Origin of the sequence: Bacillus sp. SH7-1 (genome assembly GCF_008042405.1) — a bacterium.
Lineage (GTDB): Bacteria > Bacillota > Bacilli > Bacillales > Bacillaceae_G > Bacillus_A > Bacillus_A thuringiensis_N.
This window is the reverse complement of the sequence record NZ_QNUD01000006.1, coordinates 101,782-121,110: the sequence shown is the minus strand read 5'-3', so window position 1 is coordinate 121,110 and position 19,329 is coordinate 101,782. Positions and strand designations below refer to the sequence as shown.

The window sequence follows — 19,329 nt, the reverse complement described above, 5'->3', positions numbered from 1 at the left end:
CGAATGAATATGAAAAATGAGCTTCATGTAATCTCAAATGGTCACATGTCATTCGAAGAGCTAGTGAATGTAGCAATGCAAATTGAGAGTGAAATTGATTATTTGCATATTCGTGAGCGTGAGAAAAGTACGAAGGAATTGTATGAAGGTGTGGAAAGTCTTTTGAAGAAAGGCTTTCCAGCATCGAAAATAGTGATAAATGATCGAATTGATATCGCTATTTTATTAAATATTCCGCGCGTGCAGCTAGGATATCGAAGCGCAGATGTAAGGTCAGTGAAAGAAAAGTTTTCTTATTTGCATGTAGGTTATTCTGTGCATTCTTTAGAAGAGGCAATCGATGCATTTAAGAATGGAGCGGATTCACTCGTCTATGGTCATGTATTTCCGACAGATTGTAAAAAAGGTGTGCCAGCGAGAGGGCTTGAAGAAATTTCAGACATTGCAAAGTGTTTATCCATACCAATTATAGCAATTGGAGGAATCACCACGGAAAACACAGGGGATGTTCTTACTAACGGTGTCAGTGGTATTGCTGTTATGTCTGGGATTATAAGTAGTAGTAACCCGTATAGCAAAGCGAAATCTTATAAGGAATCAATAAGAAAGTGGGCGGAAAAACATGTGTAAGAAGTATGGTGTAGCGATAATTGGCGGAGGTGTAATTGGTAGTTCAGTTGCACATTTTCTAGCAGAACGAGGGCATAAAGTAGCGATTGTAGAGAAGCAACAGATTGCATCTGAAGCCTCGAAAGCAGCTGCTGGTTTACTTGGGGTTCAGGCAGAATGGGATGCATATGACCCACTATTTGAACTTGCTAGAGAAAGCCGGGCTATATTTCCACAACTTGCAGAAGTTTTACGTGAAAAAACAGGCATCGATATTGGGTATGAAGAAAAAGGCATTTATCGTATTGCCCAAAATGAAGATGAGAAGGAAAGAATTCTTCATATTATGGATTGGCAGCAGAAAACAGGTGAAGACTCTTATTTTCTAACAGGAGATCGTTTACGAGAGAAAGAGCCATTTCTATCTGAGTCAATTATAGGTGCTGTATATTATCCAAAAGATGGTCATGTTATTGCACCAGAGCTTACGAAAGCCTTCGCACATTCCGCATCATTTTCGGGTGCTGATATATATGAACAGACAGAAGTGTTTGATATTCGTATTGAAAATAAGAAAGTGACTGGGATCGTTACAAGCGAAGGTATTATCGCGTGCGAGAAGGTTGTGATTGCGGGTGGTTCATGGAGCACGAAGCTACTAGCACATTTTCACCGCGAATGGGGTACATATCCAGTTAAAGGAGAAGTAGTAGCGGTAAGAAGTAGAAAACCACTTTTAAATGCGCCTATTTTCCAAGAAAGATTTTACATTGCACCAAAGCGCGGCGGACGTTACGTAATTGGAGCAACGATGAAGCCGCATACGTTTAATAAAACTGTGCAACCAGAAAGTATTACTTCTATATTAGAGCGTGCGTATACAATATTGCCAGCTTTAAAAGAAGCCGAATGGGAAAGTGCATGGGCAGGATTAAGACCACAATCGAATCATGAAGCTCCTTATATGGGAGAGCATGAAGAAATAAAAGGTTTATATGCTTGCACGGGCCATTATCGAAATGGCATTTTATTAAGTCCTGTTTCTGGTCAATATATGGCGGATTTAATAGAAGGAAAGCAGGAGAATCACTTGCTAGATTCATTGCTTTCTAAAAGAGTTTAGAAAGGGGATGGAAGTTTGAATTTAAAAATTAATGGTAATCAAATTGAAGTGCCAGCGAGTGTGAAAACAGTAGCTGAACTACTTACACATTTAGAGTTAGATAACAGAATTGTTGTAGTTGAGCGTAATAAAGATATTTTACAAAAAGATGATCATACAGATACATCTGTTTTTGATGGAGACCAAATTGAGATTGTAACTTTCGTAGGAGGCGGTTGATTATGTTAAACATTGGACCATTTTCATTTCATTCTAGACTTTTATTAGGAACAGGAAAATTCCCTGATTTTGATGTGCAGCAAAAGGCAATTGATGTATCTGAGGCGGAGGTTTTAACGTTCGCAGTACGTCGTATGGATATATTTGATGCAAAGCAGCCTAATTTATTAGAGAAACTTGATGTAAAAAAATATAAGTTATTACCGAATACAGCTGGAGCAAAAAATGCTGAAGAAGCGGTTCGTATTGCAAAATTAGCAAAAGCTTCGGGGCTTTGCGACATGATTAAAGTAGAAGTTATTGGTGATGATAAAACGTTATTACCTGATCCAGTAGAAACATTAAAGGCATCTGAAATGTTACTAGAAGAAGGGTTTATCGTTCTTCCATATACATCTGATGATGTTGTATTAGCACGTAAATTACAAGAACTGGGTGTGCATGCAATTATGCCAGGAGCGTCACCAATAGGTTCAGGGCTAGGTATTGTAAATCCGTTAAATTTAAGCTTCATTATCGAACAAGCGACAGTACCAGTTATCGTTGATGCGGGTATCGGTAGCCCAGCTGATGCGGCATTTGCGATGGAATTAGGAGCGGATGGTGTGTTATTAAATACTGCTGTGTCGGGAGCAAAAGATCCAATTAAGATGGCATACGCAATGAAATTAGGTACCGAGGCAGGGCGCATTGGCTTTGAAGCAGGTCGTATTGCACGTAAACGTTGTGCAACAGCAAGTAGTCCTTTAGAAGGAATGAGCGTAGTTGAATAATCGATATTCTCGCCAAGAATTATTTTCTCCAATTGGAGAAGAAGGGCAACGAAAGATAAGAGAAAAGCATGTGCTCATTATCGGTGCAGGTGCATTAGGTAGTGCAAATGCGGAGATGTTTGTAAGAGCTGGTGTTGGCACAGTAACGATTGTTGACCGGGATTATGTCGATTGGAGTAATTTACAAAGGCAGCAATTGTATGCAGAGAGTGATGTAGAAAATAATCTTCCGAAGGCTGTAGCGGCAAAAAAACGTCTAGAAGAGATTAATCGTGAAGTAAGAATAGAAGCTCTCGTTCAAGATGTAACAGCTGAGGAATTAGAAGAGCTTGTTACAAACGTAGATGTAATGATTGATGCAACTGATAATTTCGAAACGCGTTTCATTGTGAATGATATAGCGCAAAAACATTCTATTCCATGGATTTACGGAGCATGTGTAGGGAGTTACGGCCTTTCTTATACAATTCTTCCTAGTAAAACGCCATGTTTATCTTGTTTATTACAATCGATTCCGCTTGGCGGAGCGACATGTGATACAGCGGGCATTATATCTCCTGCTGTATCTCTCGTCGTTTCTCATCAAGTTACGGAAGCTCTTAAATTGTTAGTGGAAGATTACGAATCACTTCGGGATGGACTTGTGTCGTTTGATGTATGGAAGAATGAATATTCATGTATGAATGTGCAAAAGCTTCGTAAACACAATTGTCCTTCGTGCGGAAAGAATGCATTATATCCGTATTTAAATAAAGAAAACACATCGAAAACAGCGGTTTTATGCGGGAGAAATACAGTTCAAATTAGACCACCTCATAAAGGGGAGATGGATTTTGAACAATATAAGGGGCTGCTGGAAGATCGCGTTACGGATTTAAATGTAAATCCATATTTACTATCATTTTCTGTTGAAGAAAAGAGATTAGTTGCTTTTAAAGATGGTCGTGTACTTGTACATGGAACGAAAGATATAAGCGAAGCAAAGACGATTTATCATCGCTATTTTGGTTAGAAAAGGATGAGTGGGATGAAAGTGAATAAAGCTTTAACAATTGCAGGATCTGATAGCGGAGGCGGTGCTGGCATTCAAGCGGATTTAAAAACATTCCAAGAGCTTGGTGTGTATGGGATGACGGCTATTACGGCAATTACTGCTCAAAACACGCTTGGCGTTCAAGGGGTATATCCTGTTCCATTAGAAGGTATTACGGAACAGTTGAATTCAATTGGTACGGATTTAACACCAGATGCTGTGAAACTGGGAATGTTATTTAGCAGTGAAATTATTCAAAACGTTGCAGAACATATTAATAAATTTGGCTGGAATAATATTGTGCTAGACCCTGTTATGATTGCTAAGGGCGGTGCATCATTATTACAACAAGAAGCAGTTCAAGCATTAAAAGAATATTTATTACCAGTAGCAACTGTAATAACACCGAATGTTCCTGAGGCAGAAGTGTTAACTGGGATGGAGATTCATAATGTTGAAGATAGTAAGGAAGCTGCGAAAGTATTGCATGAATTAGGTGCAAAATATGTACTTATGAAGGGCGGACATGCAGAATATCAAGGGAATGAAGTAATTGATTTACTCTTTGATGGAGAAGAGTTTATTGAATTTAGAAGTGATCGAATTCCTTCAAAGCAAACGCACGGAAGCGGTTGTACATTTGCGTCAGCAGTTACAGCTGGACTTGCGAAAGGCTACTCGATGGAAGAGGCAGTTCAAGAGGCAAAACAATTTATTAGTATAGCAATTGAAGAACCGTTGAATATTGGAAGTGGTCATGGACCGACGAATCACTTTGCATACAAATTGAATAAAGCACAAGCATGAATAGTAGAAAAGTCAGTTTTATAACTGGCTTTTTTTTCTGTTTACTTTTTCCAAATACAGGAGTAATATATCAGCCAGAATATATTTTTTGTAATACGCTGAGTCCAATTATATGGAGCGGAGGAACCAATTTGTGCAGTGTCACTTGGGGTGAATCTTTCAATTTTGAAAGTAGGGCTACTCTCAAAGTCCGAATCCGACAGCTAACTTCGTAAGCGTCTTGAGAGAGGGCGGTGCCATGATGGATACATCACTTCATCGATCTGATTAGTATAGGGGAATATCAATCTATATTTGAGTTCTTTTATGCTAAGGAGGATGAGGTACATGGAACTAACACTTATTTGTGTTGGAGAAGAAAGCAAGGTAAATAGTTTAAGAGATTTAGTAGCATTTCAACATGAGTTAATTATTTTTACAGCAAATGAAGAGATAGCGGCTGAAGTTAGGGATTGTGGATTTGATTGGACGTATAGTTGTAGCAAGGAGCAGGATTTTACTAGTATTTGTGAGTGTGTTAAGAAGGTGATTTTACTAGGGGATGAGCTTCAAATCGTTAGCTTCTTCACAGAACACATCCGCTTTTCTTTTCAAGCACCTATTACTGTTGTTACAAGGAATAAACGATATCCAGCAAGGCTCTATGAAACAATTGGAGCTACATTTGTCGTGTTTACGAATTGTGATAATATTTCTTTTTTATTTTTTGAATAGGGCGGAGGAAAAGAAGATGAAGGTGTTGTTACTAGGAGATATAGCAAATCGTTGGGCGGTATCAGTAGATCGAGTTCAAGAATTGGTGGTGCTCGATCCTATTTTTCCAAGGCCCTATATCATATTGCCGTCAAAAGACGCTTTATATTTAAAAACAGATGTTATCGAATATGAGCAGTTACATGCAGAATTGTCACAAGTTTATATTCGCGGGAGAAATTTACGTGCTTTTTTACGAGGAGAATAAATAGTGTATGAAAAAAGAGCGAATGCGAGGTGCAACAAGCTATGCACTTCATGTCATTCGCTCTTTTTATTTCGTATTTAAAAGGTTATTTCTGTGAAAAAGAAAGAAAAGACGAGAAAACAGGTGAAAGAATATTAATAACACTCAATGTAAGCGTTTAAATAGATGGATATTTTCTTATTTTCAGTAATTTTCCTCTTTACAAGTTAAATATAGAGGAGTATATTTACTCTCATAAATCATTCATAAAATTTCCAAAAAAACCTAAAATCGCTGAGTTCCAGAAATGGAGCGGGGGAACCAATTTTGTGCATCGTCACTTGGGGTGAATCTTTCAGTTTTGAAAGTAGGGCTACTCTTTAGGCCCGAATCCGACAGCTAACCTCGTAAGCGTTTAGAGAGGAGGTTTACTTTGTGTTGTTCATTTCGAACACTAAGTAGAGCTTAGTGTTCTTTTTTTGATAATCTGATGGTAAATTTTTACAGTAGGGAGAGGGATAGCTATGTTAGATGTTGTAATGATCGGAATTTTTGTTGTGTTAGTCGCATCGATGGCAAGTCTTGCAAGTTGGTCAGATAAAGTTGTGAAAGAAGGGAAGCAATCATGACGATTGCCTTATCGGTTATTGTTGCAGTAATTACGGTGTACTTAGTGTATGCATTATTAAATCCGGAAAAGTTTTAATTAGGGGGAGTCATTCATTATGATCTGGGTCGCAGTTGTTATTACAATGCTATTGTTTATTCTTGTGGCAAAGCCAACGGGAATTTATTTAGAGAAAGCCTTTCAAGGTAGCAAAAAGCTAGATCAAGTATTCGGGCCTTTTGAAAAACTTATTTTTAAAATTACGGGTGTAAAAGAATACAATCAAACGTGGAAACAGTACGCACTATCATTAGTTTTATTAAATGGATTTATGATTGTTGTCGTATATTTCATTTTCAGACTACAAGGAGTATTGCCATTAAATCCAGCACACATTGAAGGAATGGAGCCCACACTCGCTTTTAATACAGCAATTAGTTTTATGGCTGATACAAATTTACAGCATTATAGCGGTGAAAATGGTTTATCGTATTTATCACAATTAATTGGGATTACATTTTTAATGTTTGCAGCACCGGCAACGACATTAGCACTCGTTATGGCATTTATAAGAGGGCTCGCTGGAAAAGAACTCGGTAACTTTTTCGTTGATTTTACAAGAGCGTTAACGAGAGTATTTCTTCCTATCGCATTTATTGCGGCGCTAGTCTTTGTCGCACTTGGTGTACCACAAACGTTAGACGGTGCAGTTACAGCACAAACAATCGATGGGGCAAAGCAAAATATATTACGCGGGCCAGTTGCATCATTTGTTTCCATTAAGGAACTTGGAAATAACGGCGGTGGATTTTTCGGAGCAAACTCTACGCACCCTTTTGAAAATCCAGGGCAAATGAGTAATATTTTGCAAATGATGCTTATGATGTTATTGCCAACAGCACTACCATTCACGTACGGACGAATGGTAGGAAATAAAAAACAAGGACGTATTCTTTTCGTTTCACTATTCATGGTGTTTTTACTAGGGTTTATAACGATTACGACATCTGAACTAAACGGGAATCCGGCATTAAATGGAATGGGTATTGAACATATACAAGGAAGTACAGAAGGAAAAGAAGTAAGGTTCGGAACAGTATTTTCTTCCCTTTATGCGACTGTAACGACAGCTGCTGAAACAGGGGCTGTTAATACGATGCATGATACGTTAACACCAATTGGTGGATTAGTTCCACTTGTAAATATGATGTTAAATACAGTATATGGCGGCGTTGGAGCAGGTTTTGTGAACATTATTATGTATGCGATTATCGCAGTCTTTATATCTGGATTGATGGTTGGACGGACACCAGAATTTTTAGGTAAGAAAATTGAAGGTAAGGAAATGAAATTAATTGCGGTAACGATACTATTTCATCCACTGCTTATTTTAGGATTTTCAGCATTAGCACTTTCAACAAGTTTAGGAACGGATGCTATTTCTCATTCCGGTTTCCACGGTTTGACGCAAGTGGTATATGAATATACATCGTCAGCTGCGAATAACGGATCTGGATTTGAAGGATTAGCGGATAATACACCGTTTTGGAATATTACAACTGGTTTAGTTATGTTTTTAGGTCGCTATTTCAGTTTAATTACAATGCTAGCTGTGGCAGCTTCATTGAAAGAAAAGACGGTTGTACCAGAAACAGTCGGAACGTTCCGTACGGATAATAGTTTATTTGGCGGCATTTTCATCGGAACAATTGTAATTGTCGGTGCATTAACATTCTTCCCGATGTTAGTACTTGGTCCAATTGCAGAATTTCTTACATTGAAGTAATGGAGGGTAAATGATGAGACCGGTAGTAGTAAAAGAAAAAAGAGTAAATGAATCACAAATACATGCTGTAGAAGATGAGGTTAGACAAGCGAAAACGATGGATCGTGATATCGTGACACATGCGATGAAACAATCCTTTGCGAAATTGAGTCCGAAAGTCATGATAAAGAATCCAATTATGTTTGTTGTGGAAATTGGATTTATCATTACGTTCATTTTATCGTTTCTTCCAAGTAGTTCCAGTAGTGTACCAGGATGGTTTAATATAACAGTTTCTCTCATTCTATTATTTACAGTTTTATTTGCTAACTTTGCAGAAGCGTTAGCGGAAGGGCGGGGGAAAGCGCAAGCCGATTCTTTAAAACAGTCGAAGAAAGATGTGTTTGCAAATGTTGTAAAAGAAAATGGAGACATCGCTCAAGTTTCAGCAACCGATCTTAGAAAAGGTGACGTTGTTATTGTAAAACAAGGAGAAATGATTCCAAGTGATGGGGAAGTCATAAAAGGATTAGCATCTGTTGATGAATCTGCGATTACAGGGGAATCAGCTCCTGTAATAAAAGAAGCGGGCGGTGATTTTTGTTCCGTGACAGGTGGAACGATGGTTGTAAGTGACGAGATTACGATTGTCATTACGAGTAATCCTGGTGAATCATTTATTGATAAAATGATTTCGTTAGTAGAAGGGGCTGCGCGTCAAAAAACGCCGAATGAGATTGCTTTAAATACAGTATTAACGAGTTTAACGCTTATTTTCTTAATCGTTGTTGTGACGCTGCCGATTTTTACAAATTATTTAGGATTTCAAATTGATACAGCTGTACTTGTAGCGTTGTTAGTTTGTTTAATTCCAACGACAATTGGTGGATTATTATCAGCGATTGGTATTGCCGGGATGGACCGCGTGACAAAGTTTAATGTGTTAGCAATGTCGGGTAAAGCAGTAGAAGCTGCGGGCGATATTAATACAATTATTTTAGATAAAACGGGTACGATTACTTTCGGGAACCGAATGGCTCATACATTATTACCTGTAGGAAATGAAACGATTGAGCAAGTTGGAAAGTGGGCTGCAATTGGCTCAGTTTTAGATGAAACACCAGAAGGTCGATCGGTTATTGAATATGTAAAAACGAAATCGATATCATATAATCGAGAAATTGCAGAACAAGGTGAGTTTGTTCCGTTTAAAGCAGAAACGAGAATGAGTGGTGTTGATTTACAGGACGGAACGAAAGTGAGAAAAGGTGCTGTAGGTAGCGTAATTGAATGGGTTCAGTCACAAGGTGGAACGATTCCGAAAGATGTAAATCAAAAAGCAGATTTCATTTCAAAAGAGGGCGGAACACCACTTGTAGTTGCAGTGGATAATCGTATTTACGGTTTAATTTATTTAAAGGATACAGTAAAACCTGGTATGCGTGAACGTTTTGAACAATTACGCCAAATGGGGATTAAAACGGTTATGTGTACAGGGGATAACCCATTAACAGCAGCAACAATTGCAAAAGAAGCTGGAGTAGATGAATTTGTTGCTGAGTGCAAACCAGAAGATAAAATTGCGGTTATTAAAGCAGAGCAAGATAAAGGAAAACTCGTAGCGATGACAGGTGATGGTACAAATGATGCGCCGGCATTAGCGCAGGCTGACGTTGGATTAGCGATGAATAGTGGTACAACAGCTGCGAAAGAAGCAGCGAATATGATTGATTTAGATTCGAATCCAACGAAGATTATTGAGGTAGTAGGAATCGGTAAGCAATTGTTAATGACACGCGGTGCTTTAACGACGTTTAGTATTGCAAACGATATTGCAAAATATTTTGCAATCATTCCAGCGATGTTTACACTTGCGATTCCGCAAATGGAAGCATTAAACATTATGAAACTAACATCACCACTGTCAGCGATTTTATCAGCATTAATATTTAATGCAGTTATTATTCCATTACTCATTCCATTGGCGATGAAAGGTATCGCATATAAACCGATGAGTTCGAATGCACTACTTGGCCGAAACCTACTTATTTATGGGCTTGGCGGAGTGATTGTACCGTTCATTGGAATTAAAGTAATTGATATGATTGTCGGCTTGTTTATATAAGGAAGAGGGGAAAGAGATGGCGAAGAAACAAAGTATACTATCACCAATCATCCGTATTACTTTTACATTTTTAGTGTTGTGCGGACTTGTATATCCGCTTATTGTTACTGGTATTGCACAAGCAGTAATGAAGGATAATGCGGATGGAAGTCTAATATATAATGATAAAAATGAAGTGATTGGTTCTAAATTAATCGGTCAAAATTTCACAGATCCACGTTATTTTCATGGGCGCGTTTCTAGTATTGAATATAAAGCAGAAGCATCTGGTTCAAATAACTATGCACCGTCTAATCCAGATTTAGAGAAACGAGTAGAGAAAAGTATTGAAGAGTGGAAGAAACAAAACCGGGCCGTACCAGTTAAAGAAGTGCCAATCGATTTAGTGACGAATTCAGGTTCAGGGCTTGATCCTGACATTAGTCCGAAGGCAGCTTCCGTGCAGGTAGAGCGCATCTCTAAAATAACGAATATTCCGAAAGAAATGCTAAATCAATTGATTAAAGATCAAACGGAAGGCGCGGCACTTGGTTTATTTGGAGAAGATCGCGTGAACGTCTTAAAGTTAAATTTAGAATTACAGAAACTAATGAAATAGTAACAGTGCTACCTCAATCTAACGGATTGAGGTAGCGTTGTTTCAAAAGAAAGGTTGTGAATGTTTTGTATGCAGATGACTATAAACCAACTTTTCAAAGGCGAACACCAGAAGAGTATTTAGAATATATTCGTCAGCAAAATCGCGGGAAGTTAAAGCTGTACGTGGGGGCTGCTCCAGGAGTAGGGAAAAGTTATAAAATGCTACTTGATGCTAGAGAGATGAAAAAGGACGGTATGGATATTGTAATTGGTTTAATTGAAACGCACGGGAGAAAAGAGACGGAAGACGCAATTACTAATTTAGAAAAAGTTCCTTTAAAAGAAATAGAGTATAAAGGAAAAGTATTTTATGAACTTGATGTGGAAGGAATTATAAAACGTGCACCGCAAGTCGTTGTTGTGGATGAACTCGCGCATAGTAATATTCCTGGATCTAAAAATAAGAAACGTTATATGGATGTACAGGAATTGCTAGATGGAGGTATATCCGTATTATCAGCGTTTAATATTCAACATTTAGAAAGTGTTCATGACATTGTAGCTCAAATTACGAATGTTAAAGTGCGAGAACGTATTCCGGATTTTATTTTGCAAAAAGCAAATGAAATTCAGCTCGTTGATGCAACACCGGAAGTATTAAGGAAGAGATTAATAGATGGAAAGATATATAAGGAAGAAAAAATTCAACAAAGCTTACAAAATTTCTTTACGCTCAATAATTTAGGGGCACTAAGAGAATTGTCACTTCGTGAAGTTGCCGATGATATGGACGAGAAAATTAGCCAAACAGTAATAGAACCGATTGGCGTAAAAGAAAAAATTCTTGTTTGTGTACAATACAGCTCAACAGCGGAGAAATTAATAAGACGAGGATGGCGCATGGCTGATCGGTTAAACGCTGAATTGTATGTATTAAATGTTGAAAGAGAAAATATAGACTCTCTTTCAGCAGGTAAAAAACAAACAATTGAAGAGTGGAAGTCGCTCACGAATCAATTTGATGCAAGTTTTGTGTTAGAAGAGGCGAAAGGGAGAAAGCCAGCAGATGTTATTATTGAAGTTGCGAAAAGATTACAAGTAACGCAAATTTTATTGGGGCAATCGGCAAGAACAAGGTGGGAAGAAATAAGAAAAGGCTCGATTGTAAATGAGATTATGAGACAAACGAAGCATATTGATATTCATATTGTTGCGGATCAACGAGCGTAAAATAGAGACCATCTGTAGGTCTCTATTTTACTTTTTGTGTGGCGGGGAAGCGTAGCATTTTCATCGCATATAAGATTATGATTAGAAACATAATTGCACCTAGGAAGAAAATCCAAAAGTAGTTTTGATTAAATAAAAGAAATCCACCTACAAGTGGTCCTGTGCTCATACCGAGATAGCGGATGAAGTTGTACATACCGATAGCAGTTGCACGTTCTTGTATGAATTCTTCCGTTAATAAAGTAGTGTGAGTTGGCATAGACAGTCCCATACTAAAACCGTATAAAGAGGTAACGATAATGATGAATGGAATGTTGATGCTATATGTGAAAGAGAATAAAGTGACACATATAATATTGAAGAAACTAGTAATGAATAAAGTTTGCTTTGTTGTGAGGCGCTTTTGCAAAAACTTGTAGCAATAACTTCCTAACATAATAGAAAGGGACATCGGTACAAACATAAGGCCAATTTCACTTGCAGTTAAATGAAATGAATTTGTTAAAATACTCGGTAAAAAAACGAGAAAGCAAAAGTAAATACAAAATTGAATAAAGCCAATAAGAGTAATAGAAAATCCAGTAGTATTTTTTAAGATACGCCAGTAATTCTTTTTTGCTTGCGGTTGCTTAATTACAGTTGGTTTTGTTTCTGGAAGTAGTGAGATATTTATAATTAATAAGAGAATGCCAAGCGTAGATAAAAACAGAAATACGGATAAGTGACCATTTATACTGCCGAGATAACCACCAATGAGGGGACCAATCGCAGGTGCGAGAGCAAGTAACATTTGATAAAGGCTCATTGCTTCTCCGCGTTCTTTTCCTTCAAATAAATCGCCGATAATCGTTGCTGCGACTACAGGTATAGCCGCTATTCCTATAGCTTGAACAGTTCTAAAGAATAGAAATAAATAAATGTTCGCTGAAAAAGCACATCCAATTGAACCAATTGTACTAATGATTAAACTAGGAATAAGGACAGACTTTCTTCCTTTTGTATCAATTAAAGGCCCATATACGAGCTGCATAATTGCAAGAACGAGTGTGAAAAGTGAAACTGTTACATTTACAAGATAAAAAGAAGTATGAAAAGAACCTTGAATCATGGGCAAGATAGGTGTGTAAATATTTTGAGCGAAGGAACCGAGTAAGGCGCTAATACAGATAACATATAAAATGAAATTTAGTTTGGATTTTTTCATCGTGTTAACCTCCTTTTTGATTTAGTTTCCTTGGAAACTAAATTTATTTTAACATGTTTTTCTCACTTGTAAATATGAAAAAATGATTTTAAAATGGTATATAGTTAAATTGTTTCTTTGGAAACTTAGGGGGCGAACGGATTGGATTATGCAACGAAACAAATGGAAATACTTTCGGACATTCGTACACTTTTGCATAAAAAAGAAGAACATTTGAAAGGACAAAATGAGAAGTTTCTTCGTGAGACAGGTGTAAGTGGTATGTCTTTATCTGAGTTACATGTAATCGAGTGTATCGGGAAAAATGGTCTGATGAATGTAACGGCAATTACGATAGAAATGGGAATGACGAAGGGCGCAATCTCTAAAATTTGTACAAAGTTGTTTCAAAAGCAATTCGTTGAGAAGATACAAATGTTAGATAATCAAAAAGAAATTTTTTTCCGCTTAACGGAAAGCGGAAATGAAATATATAAAGCTCATGATAAATTGCATAAACAAGCTGAAGAAAAGTGGCTGTTACTTTTAGATGGATATACGAAAGAAGAGCAAGACTTTATTCAAAGGTTTATAAAGGATGTCTCCGATCATTTGGAAATATAATTGGAAGAAAAAACTCCTTCATTTCAAGCCGTTTGAATATAATTTCTAAAAGAACTCATATATAATAGAAAAAGATACTTAACATAGTGAATAGTTAAAGAGTCAATATATAAAGAGGAGAGAATAACATGCTTGAAAATACGGGGTTAGTATTAGAAGGCGGCGGGATGCGTGGTGTATATACGGGCGGGATACTAGAATACTTTATGGAACAAGATTTATATTTTCCATATGTAATCGGTGTATCAGCTGGTGCTTGTCATGCAGCGTCGTATCTTTCCAGACAAAGAAATAGAAATAAAACGGTCAATATTGACTATGTATCACATCCAAAGTATTTATCGTATAAAAACTTATGGAGAAAACGTCAGTTATTTGATATGGATTTCATTTTTCATGAAATACCAGAAAAGCATGTGCCGTTTGATTTTGAAACATACTTTAATAGTCCCGAACGCTTTCTTGTAGGAACAACGGATTGTGAAACAGGACAGTCTGTTTATTTTGAAAAAGAGGGAACGAATGATGATGCGCTAAATTTATTACAAGCGTCTAGCTCATTACCTTTCATTGCACCAGTAGTAAATTACCGTGGTAAGCAATTATTAGATGGCGGGATTTCTGATCCAATTCCAGTTCGAAAAGCACAGGAGGATGGATTTAAAAAATCAGTCGTTATTTTGACGAGAAATCATGGTTATGCAAAAAAGAAATCAAAATTTGGCTGGGTTGCAGCGAAAGCTTATAAAAAATATCCGAACCTTGTTAACACAATGCTAAATCGTTATGAAGTGTATAATGAAACACTTCACTACATTGAAAAAGAAGAGCAAGCGGGTAATTTATTTGTTATTCGTCCAGAAGTGCCGCTTCAAGTAGATCGTATGGAAAAAGATGCGATAAAACTACAAAGTTTATATGAGCAAGGTTATGAAGATGCAAAGAGACAATTTGCAGATTTACAGGCGTTCTTGCAAAAATAAGTATTAGGCTGCAGAGAAGAAATTCTATGCAGCCTTTTTTATTATTGGTTTCAATGCCGAATGTTGGTTATACACGTTTTTAGGTTATGGTATAATATGGATAAAAGTATGTGGAGAGGTGATACATATGGAAAATGTATATAAAGGACTTAGACATACTGGATTTATCATGATGCTTATTTTTGGTGGTGTATTTTTACTTCGCTGGTTTATTCATGATGAAATGTTATTAGATCAATTTATTGGTTTTAGTGTGGGCATAGTAATGGTTATTTCATCAGTTTTCATTCAAAAGTGCAGTAAAGAATTACAGGTAGAATAGAAATATTAAAAGGTTATAAGCTTCTTCATATTTTGGCGGGAGCGTTATAGTTTGAATGATTGTTGTAAAAGAAAAGTAGAGCATCGAATTTCGATGCTCTACTTTTTTAATGTGGTAAGAAAATCAATTGATAAGCAAACAAAATTCCAAATACATATACAAGTGGGTGAACAGAACGAAATTTACCTTTTGCCACTTTCATAAGTGGGTATGAAATAAATCCAAGTGCAATACCTGTTGAGATACTTGATGTAAGTGGCATGCTTAAGATTACTAAAAATGCTGGGAATGATTCATCAAATGCATCCCAATCAATGTGGCGAACAGAGCCCATCATAAGACTACCAACGATAATTAATGATGGTGCAGTAATAGCTGATACACCAGAAATGGCACTTACTAATGGTCCGAAGAACGCTGCTAATGCAAATAAAACAGCTACTGTAACGGTTGTTAAACCAGTACGACCACCGGCAGCAACACCAGCAGATGATTCAATATAAGCTGTTGATGGTGTTGTTCCGAACATAGAACCGATTGTTGCTGAGAATGAGTCAGATAGGAGGGCTCGTCCTGCTTTTGGAAGCTTTCCATCTTTCATAAATCCACCTTGTTGAGCAACGCCAAGTAATGTACCTGTTGTATCGAATAGTGTAACAAGGAAGAATGAGAATACAACGCCGTATAATCCGTAGTTAATTACGTCAGATACAGCAGTAATTGGATTTGAAACGATAATTCCTTCTGGTAATCCAGGCATTGATGTAACACCGTTTGAGAATGTTAATTGTCCTGTGAAGAAAGCGATAATACCAGTTAATAGCATACCGATAAATAGTGCGCCATTTATATTTAAAGACATAAGGACAATTGTAATTCCAAGTCCAGCCAATGCTAGTAGAACTGGAGCAGAGTGAAGATCACCAAGTCCAACTAAGTTTGCATCATTTTTTGTAACGATACCTGTTAAACGTAAACCGATAAAGGCGATAAATAGACCGATACCAGCAGTAATTGCATGTCTTAAGTTTTCAGGAATTGCTTCCATTAATTTTGTACGGAATGATGTAAATGATAACAAAATTAAAATCATACCTGCTACGAATACAGCAGAGAATGCAATTGCGAAAGTCATGCCTTCATGAGCTTTTACAACGGAGTAAGAGAAGTAAGCATTTAATCCCATACCTGGCGCGATTGCGATTGGTAAGTTTGTAAAGATTGCCATAAATAATGTTCCGACAACAGCAGCGATAATGGTTGCTGTAAATGCTTGTTCAAATGGAACACCTGCATCCCCAAGGATGACCGGGTTTACGACAATGATATATGCCATTGTTAAGAAGGTAATAATACCTGCCATAATTTCAGTTTTAATAGAAGTTTTATGTTTTGAAAGGTTAAACATATAAACATCCTTTCTGTTTACGAATAATTTTCACAACAGTTATATATAATATTCGTTTTTTAACTATTTTGCAATAGTTTTGCATAAAAAGTTTATAACAATTCATATTTTGTGTCTTAAATTCGAATATTAATCGTAAACCAATGTGTGAATTTCAGCTTTTTATTGTGCACATGCTAAGGAAAAGGAGTTGAAAGTAGCTATGCCACAGCAAAAAAACTTTATAACAATGCCTGCGCAACATCAAAATAAACAACCTGGTATTGAATCATTAATGAATCCGCTACCACAGTTTGAAGATCCAAATTATAAAGGTAGCGAAAAGTTAAAAGGAAAGAATGTATTAATTACAGGGGGAGATAGTGGAATTGGACGAGCTGTTTCTATCGCTTTTGCGAAAGAAGGAGCAAATATTGCGATTGCTTATTTAGATGAGGAAGAAGATGCTAATGAGGCGAAGCAATATGTTGAGAAAGAAGGTGTAAAGTGTGTATTGTTGCCGGGTGATTTAAGTGATGAACAGCATTGTAAAGATGTTGTTCAAGAGACCGTCCAGCGGCTAGGTAGTTTACAGGTTTTAGTAAATAATGTCGCGCAGCAATATCCGCAGCAAGGATTAGAATATATTACAGCGGAACAGTTAGAAAAAACGTTTCGTATTAATATTTTTTCTTATTTTCACGTTGCGAAAGCAGCACTTTCTCATTTAAAGCAAGGGGATGTCATTATAAATACGGCGTCTATCGTTGCGTATGAAGGAAATGAAACTTTAATTGATTATTCCGCAACGAAAGGGGCAATCGTAGCTTTTACAAGATCACTTTCTCAATCGTTAGTGCAAAAAGGGATTCGTGTAAATGGTGTTGCACCAGGACCAATTTGGACACCGCTTATTCCATCAAGCTTTGATGAGAAGAAAGTATCACAGTTCGGAAGTAATGTTCCAATGCAAAGACCTGGTCAACCATATGAATTAGCGCCAGCATATGTATATTTAGCGTCGGGTGATTCATCCTATGTTACCGGGCAAATGATACATGTAAATGGGGGCGTTATTGTAAATGGATAGTTTTCATTTATAAGAGCAAAGTAAAGTTAATTCCACTTATTATAGTGAGCGCTAGGGGGGATATAGATGAAAAAGTTATGTTTCGTCATACTATTATTTTTCATCCTACCGGTTAGTGCTTTTGCTGATACAGATCATTTAATATTAGTGAATCTTACGACAAACCAGTTGTCTTTTTTTGAAAATGGAAATTATACAAAAACATTCTCGGTAACAACTGGAAGAGAACGTACACCTACGCCTGAAGGGAATTTTTGTATTATAACTAAATTTAAAAATAAAGAATACCATCGAAAAAAAATAGCTGGGGGTGCACCGAATAACCCCCTAGGTACGAGATGGCTTGGGCTAGATAAGAATGAATATGCGATTCATGGGACAAATCGGGAATGGACGATTGGAAGTAGGGAATCAAATGGCTGTATTCGCATGCATGACAGGGATATACAATGGTTATATGACCGAGTCCATTTACAAACAAAAGTAATCATTTCTCGTTTTCATGCGAGCCCCGAATATGAAGCGAATAAGCTTGGTTACCGCGTTGTGAGCTGGAACGGTCGTAAAATAGAAGAAGAGCAAATTGGTATGCTTACGTTAGTAGACCGCGTGGATATATATTGGCAAGAACCAAATGGGCAGTTAACAAAAGTAAAAACGGTATTGCCAAATGAAAGATATGCAGTGTACTCAAAACGAAAAGATGGAATATATTATATAGGAAACAATTTGTATATTGCTGATGAAACAGGAGAAAAAATTCGCTATGAACAAATTCCTTCTTCCACTTTAAGTAATATATATAAACGGAAATATAATGTTCCGTAATGGCTACCGTATTATAGACGGTAGCTTATTTCTACTTTGAGTTTAACTGCAACTATTGTATTTTGCTGAATATAATACAGTACAGATAGGGAAGGCGGTTACATTATGAAAAGTGAATTTGCTTTTAAAATTTTCTTAGTAACGACCTGTTTATTTCTCGTGTATTTGTATGCATTTCTCGTCTTTTCTTTTTATGTTCCATATGTTGATTTAATATTGTTCTTCGGGTTTATTTGGGCGTTTGTTAAAGCAAGAGAAGGGGAGAAGAGTATATATCGGCGTATTACGTTATGCGGGACAGCCGTTCTCGTTATTTTGTACTTTTTTATTATGCATGATTTTTGGAGAGGGATGTAAAAAAGCATACGAGTAATCGTATGCTTTTTATGTTTAATATTTTGGCTTAAAAGTATGACAACAAGTTTCTACACTCGTTGCTACAGAACTTTCTAGCGTCTCGTTCGTTAAAACTGCACTTGTATACGAATCATTTTCAGTTTGACCCGATTCATCTGCATCCGGCTGAACGATAATCGCACTGGCTTGACAAAAGTTACCTTGTCCCCAAAATGAGCAATTGGAAACAGAGCATCTTACTTCTGGCATAAAACCCCCTCCTTATACATTAGTTTGGGAATTTACGCCCATTTCATGTGTAGAAGGAGTTTCCTTTTCTCGTTATTTCTTCGTTTGTTCAAACCATTCTTTGAATTTTTCTTTTGATTGTTCTCCGCTAATACGGCTTACTTCTTTACCATCTTTAAAATGAATAATTGTCGGTGTTCCTTGGATATTGTATTTATCCCAAGGCTCGTTTAAATTTTCAATATCAATTACCTTCATATCAACATTTAAATCTTTCGCTAAAGGTACAACAATAGGAGAGACCTTTTGGCAATGAACGCAAGAGGTTTGATAAAAGTAAATCGTTTGTTCTTTTTTATCTTCTATATTTTTATTGAGATCCTCAAGGGAAATTTTATTTGAGTAGTAACCTTTTTCATCTGTCGATGCGTTTTTCTTTTCCATTTGTGTTACAGCAAAGATTGCCGCAAATAAGACGATAATAATACCGCCAAATATAAGCATTTTTTTCATTCTT

24 protein-coding genes and 2 riboswitches are annotated in these 19,329 nt (G+C 36.8%); of the genes, 20 read left to right on the top strand and 4 right to left on the bottom strand.

Features of this window, described 5'->3' with window-relative positions; translation table 11 throughout:
* The first annotated feature begins 9 nt into the window (after positions 1 to 9).
* From tenI to kdpDN, 14 genes are all read left to right on the top strand, one after another.
* Positions 10 to 630 (top strand): thiazole tautomerase TenI, encoded by a 621-nt coding sequence (gene tenI / locus DN390_RS06215; protein ID WP_147806839.1) that lies wholly within the window; start codon positions 10 to 12, stop codon positions 628 to 630.
* Positions 623 to 1,732, top strand: coding sequence for a glycine oxidase ThiO (thiO, locus tag DN390_RS06210; protein ID WP_147806838.1), 1,110 nt, complete (start codon positions 623 to 625; stop codon positions 1,730 to 1,732). The genes tenI and thiO overlap by 8 nt, the downstream gene beginning before the upstream one ends.
* A gap of 15 nt (positions 1,733 to 1,747) precedes the next feature.
* The gene (gene thiS / locus DN390_RS06205; RefSeq protein WP_001049502.1) at positions 1,748 to 1,951 is read left to right on the top strand and encodes a sulfur carrier protein ThiS; all 204 of its coding nucleotides are present in this window, start codon (positions 1,748 to 1,750) and stop codon (positions 1,949 to 1,951) included.
* 2 nt (positions 1,952 to 1,953) lie between these two features.
* On the top strand, positions 1,954 to 2,724 hold the full coding sequence (gene thiG, locus DN390_RS06200; RefSeq protein ID WP_147806837.1) for a thiazole synthase: 771 nt from the start codon (positions 1,954 to 1,956) through the stop codon (positions 2,722 to 2,724).
* A complete protein-coding gene (gene thiF, locus DN390_RS06195; protein ID WP_147806836.1) occupies positions 2,717 to 3,736 on the top strand; it encodes a thiazole biosynthesis adenylyltransferase ThiF in 1,020 nt (339 codons plus the stop codon). Before thiG ends, thiF begins: the two co-directional genes overlap by 8 nt.
* A 6-nt stretch (positions 3,737 to 3,742) precedes the next feature.
* Positions 3,743 to 4,564: a bifunctional hydroxymethylpyrimidine kinase/phosphomethylpyrimidine kinase gene (gene thiD / locus DN390_RS06190; protein ID WP_147806835.1), complete on the top strand. Its 822-nt coding sequence runs from the start codon at positions 3,743 to 3,745 to the stop codon at positions 4,562 to 4,564.
* Between the two features lie 86 nt (positions 4,565 to 4,650).
* A riboswitch (cyclic di-AMP (ydaO/yuaA leader) is annotated at positions 4,651 to 4,798 on the top strand.
* 93 nt (positions 4,799 to 4,891) lie between these two features.
* A complete protein-coding gene (locus DN390_RS06185; protein ID WP_147806834.1) occupies positions 4,892 to 5,278 on the top strand; it encodes a hypothetical protein in 387 nt (128 codons plus the stop codon).
* A gap of 16 nt (positions 5,279 to 5,294) precedes the next feature.
* Positions 5,295 to 5,525 (top strand): hypothetical protein, encoded by a 231-nt coding sequence (locus tag DN390_RS06180; protein WP_048526269.1) that lies wholly within the window; start codon positions 5,295 to 5,297, stop codon positions 5,523 to 5,525.
* Positions 5,526 to 5,786: 261 nt separating this feature from the next.
* A riboswitch (cyclic di-AMP (ydaO/yuaA leader) is annotated at positions 5,787 to 5,932 on the top strand.
* Positions 5,933 to 6,028: 96 nt separating this feature from the next.
* Positions 6,029 to 6,133, top strand: a complete 105-nt coding sequence (locus DN390_RS06175; protein WP_000887889.1) for a SipW-dependent-type signal peptide-containing protein — start codon at positions 6,029 to 6,031, stop codon at positions 6,131 to 6,133.
* On the top strand, positions 6,130 to 6,210 hold the full coding sequence (gene kdpF / locus DN390_RS06170; RefSeq protein WP_060629607.1) for a K(+)-transporting ATPase subunit F: 81 nt from the start codon (positions 6,130 to 6,132) through the stop codon (positions 6,208 to 6,210). Before DN390_RS06175 ends, kdpF begins: the two co-directional genes overlap by 4 nt.
* 19 nt (positions 6,211 to 6,229) lie before the next feature.
* Positions 6,230 to 7,897, top strand: a complete 1,668-nt coding sequence (gene kdpA / locus DN390_RS06165; protein WP_147806833.1) for a potassium-transporting ATPase subunit KdpA — start codon at positions 6,230 to 6,232, stop codon at positions 7,895 to 7,897.
* Positions 7,898 to 7,910: 13 nt separating this feature from the next.
* Positions 7,911 to 10,001: a potassium-transporting ATPase subunit KdpB gene (kdpB, locus tag DN390_RS06160; protein ID WP_147806832.1), complete on the top strand. Its 2,091-nt coding sequence runs from the start codon at positions 7,911 to 7,913 to the stop codon at positions 9,999 to 10,001.
* Positions 10,002 to 10,017: 16 nt separating this feature from the next.
* A complete protein-coding gene (gene kdpC, locus DN390_RS06155) occupies positions 10,018 to 10,599 on the top strand; it encodes a K(+)-transporting ATPase subunit C (protein ID WP_147806831.1) in 582 nt (193 codons plus the stop codon).
* A 56-nt stretch (positions 10,600 to 10,655) separates the two neighbouring features.
* Positions 10,656 to 11,810 carry a KdpD-like non-kinase potassium sensor gene (kdpDN, locus tag DN390_RS06150; RefSeq protein ID WP_147806830.1) on the top strand — a complete coding sequence of 385 codons (1,155 nt, stop codon included), beginning with the start codon at positions 10,656 to 10,658 and terminating at the stop codon, positions 11,808 to 11,810.
* Positions 11,811 to 11,832: 22 nt separating this feature from the next.
* Here the strand turns inward: kdpDN and DN390_RS06145 are convergent, their stop codons facing one another.
* Positions 11,833 to 13,014: an MFS transporter gene (locus DN390_RS06145; protein WP_147806829.1), complete on the bottom strand. Its 1,182-nt coding sequence runs from the start codon at positions 13,012 to 13,014 to the stop codon at positions 11,833 to 11,835.
* Between the two features lie 141 nt (positions 13,015 to 13,155).
* On the opposite strand from DN390_RS06145, the gene DN390_RS06140 reads away from it, so the two are divergent.
* From DN390_RS06140 to DN390_RS06130, 3 genes are all read left to right on the top strand, one after another.
* Positions 13,156 to 13,617, top strand: coding sequence for a MarR family transcriptional regulator (locus tag DN390_RS06140; RefSeq protein ID WP_147806828.1), 462 nt, complete (start codon positions 13,156 to 13,158; stop codon positions 13,615 to 13,617).
* A 128-nt stretch (positions 13,618 to 13,745) separates the two neighbouring features.
* The gene (locus tag DN390_RS06135) at positions 13,746 to 14,600 is read left to right on the top strand and encodes a patatin-like phospholipase family protein (RefSeq protein ID WP_097950104.1); all 855 of its coding nucleotides are present in this window, start codon (positions 13,746 to 13,748) and stop codon (positions 14,598 to 14,600) included.
* Positions 14,601 to 14,727: 127 nt separating this feature from the next.
* Positions 14,728 to 14,922, top strand: coding sequence for a hypothetical protein (locus DN390_RS06130; protein ID WP_147806827.1), 195 nt, complete (start codon positions 14,728 to 14,730; stop codon positions 14,920 to 14,922).
* 106 nt (positions 14,923 to 15,028) lie between these two features.
* On the opposite strand, the gene DN390_RS06125 is transcribed toward DN390_RS06130, so the two are convergent.
* Positions 15,029 to 16,330 carry an NCS2 family permease gene (locus tag DN390_RS06125; RefSeq protein WP_140968539.1) on the bottom strand — a complete coding sequence of 434 codons (1,302 nt, stop codon included), beginning with the start codon at positions 16,328 to 16,330 and terminating at the stop codon, positions 15,029 to 15,031.
* A 202-nt stretch (positions 16,331 to 16,532) separates the two neighbouring features.
* Between DN390_RS06125 and DN390_RS06120 the strand changes: the two genes are divergently transcribed.
* The 3 genes from DN390_RS06120 to DN390_RS06110 all read left to right on the top strand — a co-directional run bounded on the left by DN390_RS06120 (position 16,533) and on the right by DN390_RS06110 (position 18,584).
* Entirely contained in the window at positions 16,533 to 17,399 is an 867-nt protein-coding gene (locus DN390_RS06120) for an SDR family oxidoreductase (RefSeq protein ID WP_147806826.1), read from the top strand.
* A gap of 66 nt (positions 17,400 to 17,465) precedes the next feature.
* The gene (locus tag DN390_RS06115; protein WP_097950101.1) at positions 17,466 to 18,227 is read left to right on the top strand and encodes a L,D-transpeptidase; all 762 of its coding nucleotides are present in this window, start codon (positions 17,466 to 17,468) and stop codon (positions 18,225 to 18,227) included.
* A 105-nt stretch (positions 18,228 to 18,332) separates the two neighbouring features.
* Positions 18,333 to 18,584 (top strand): hypothetical protein, encoded by a 252-nt coding sequence (locus DN390_RS06110; protein ID WP_060629619.1) that lies wholly within the window; start codon positions 18,333 to 18,335, stop codon positions 18,582 to 18,584.
* 33 nt (positions 18,585 to 18,617) lie between these two features.
* Here DN390_RS06110 and DN390_RS06105 read toward each other — a convergent pair whose 3' ends face one another.
* Positions 18,618 to 18,833, bottom strand: a complete 216-nt coding sequence (locus tag DN390_RS06105; protein WP_060629620.1) for a DUF1540 domain-containing protein — start codon at positions 18,831 to 18,833, stop codon at positions 18,618 to 18,620.
* Positions 18,834 to 18,905: 72 nt separating this feature from the next.
* The gene (locus tag DN390_RS06100; RefSeq protein ID WP_000738460.1) at positions 18,906 to 19,325 is read right to left on the bottom strand and encodes a thioredoxin family protein; all 420 of its coding nucleotides are present in this window, start codon (positions 19,323 to 19,325) and stop codon (positions 18,906 to 18,908) included.
* Between the last annotated feature and the right edge of the window lie 4 nt (positions 19,326 to 19,329).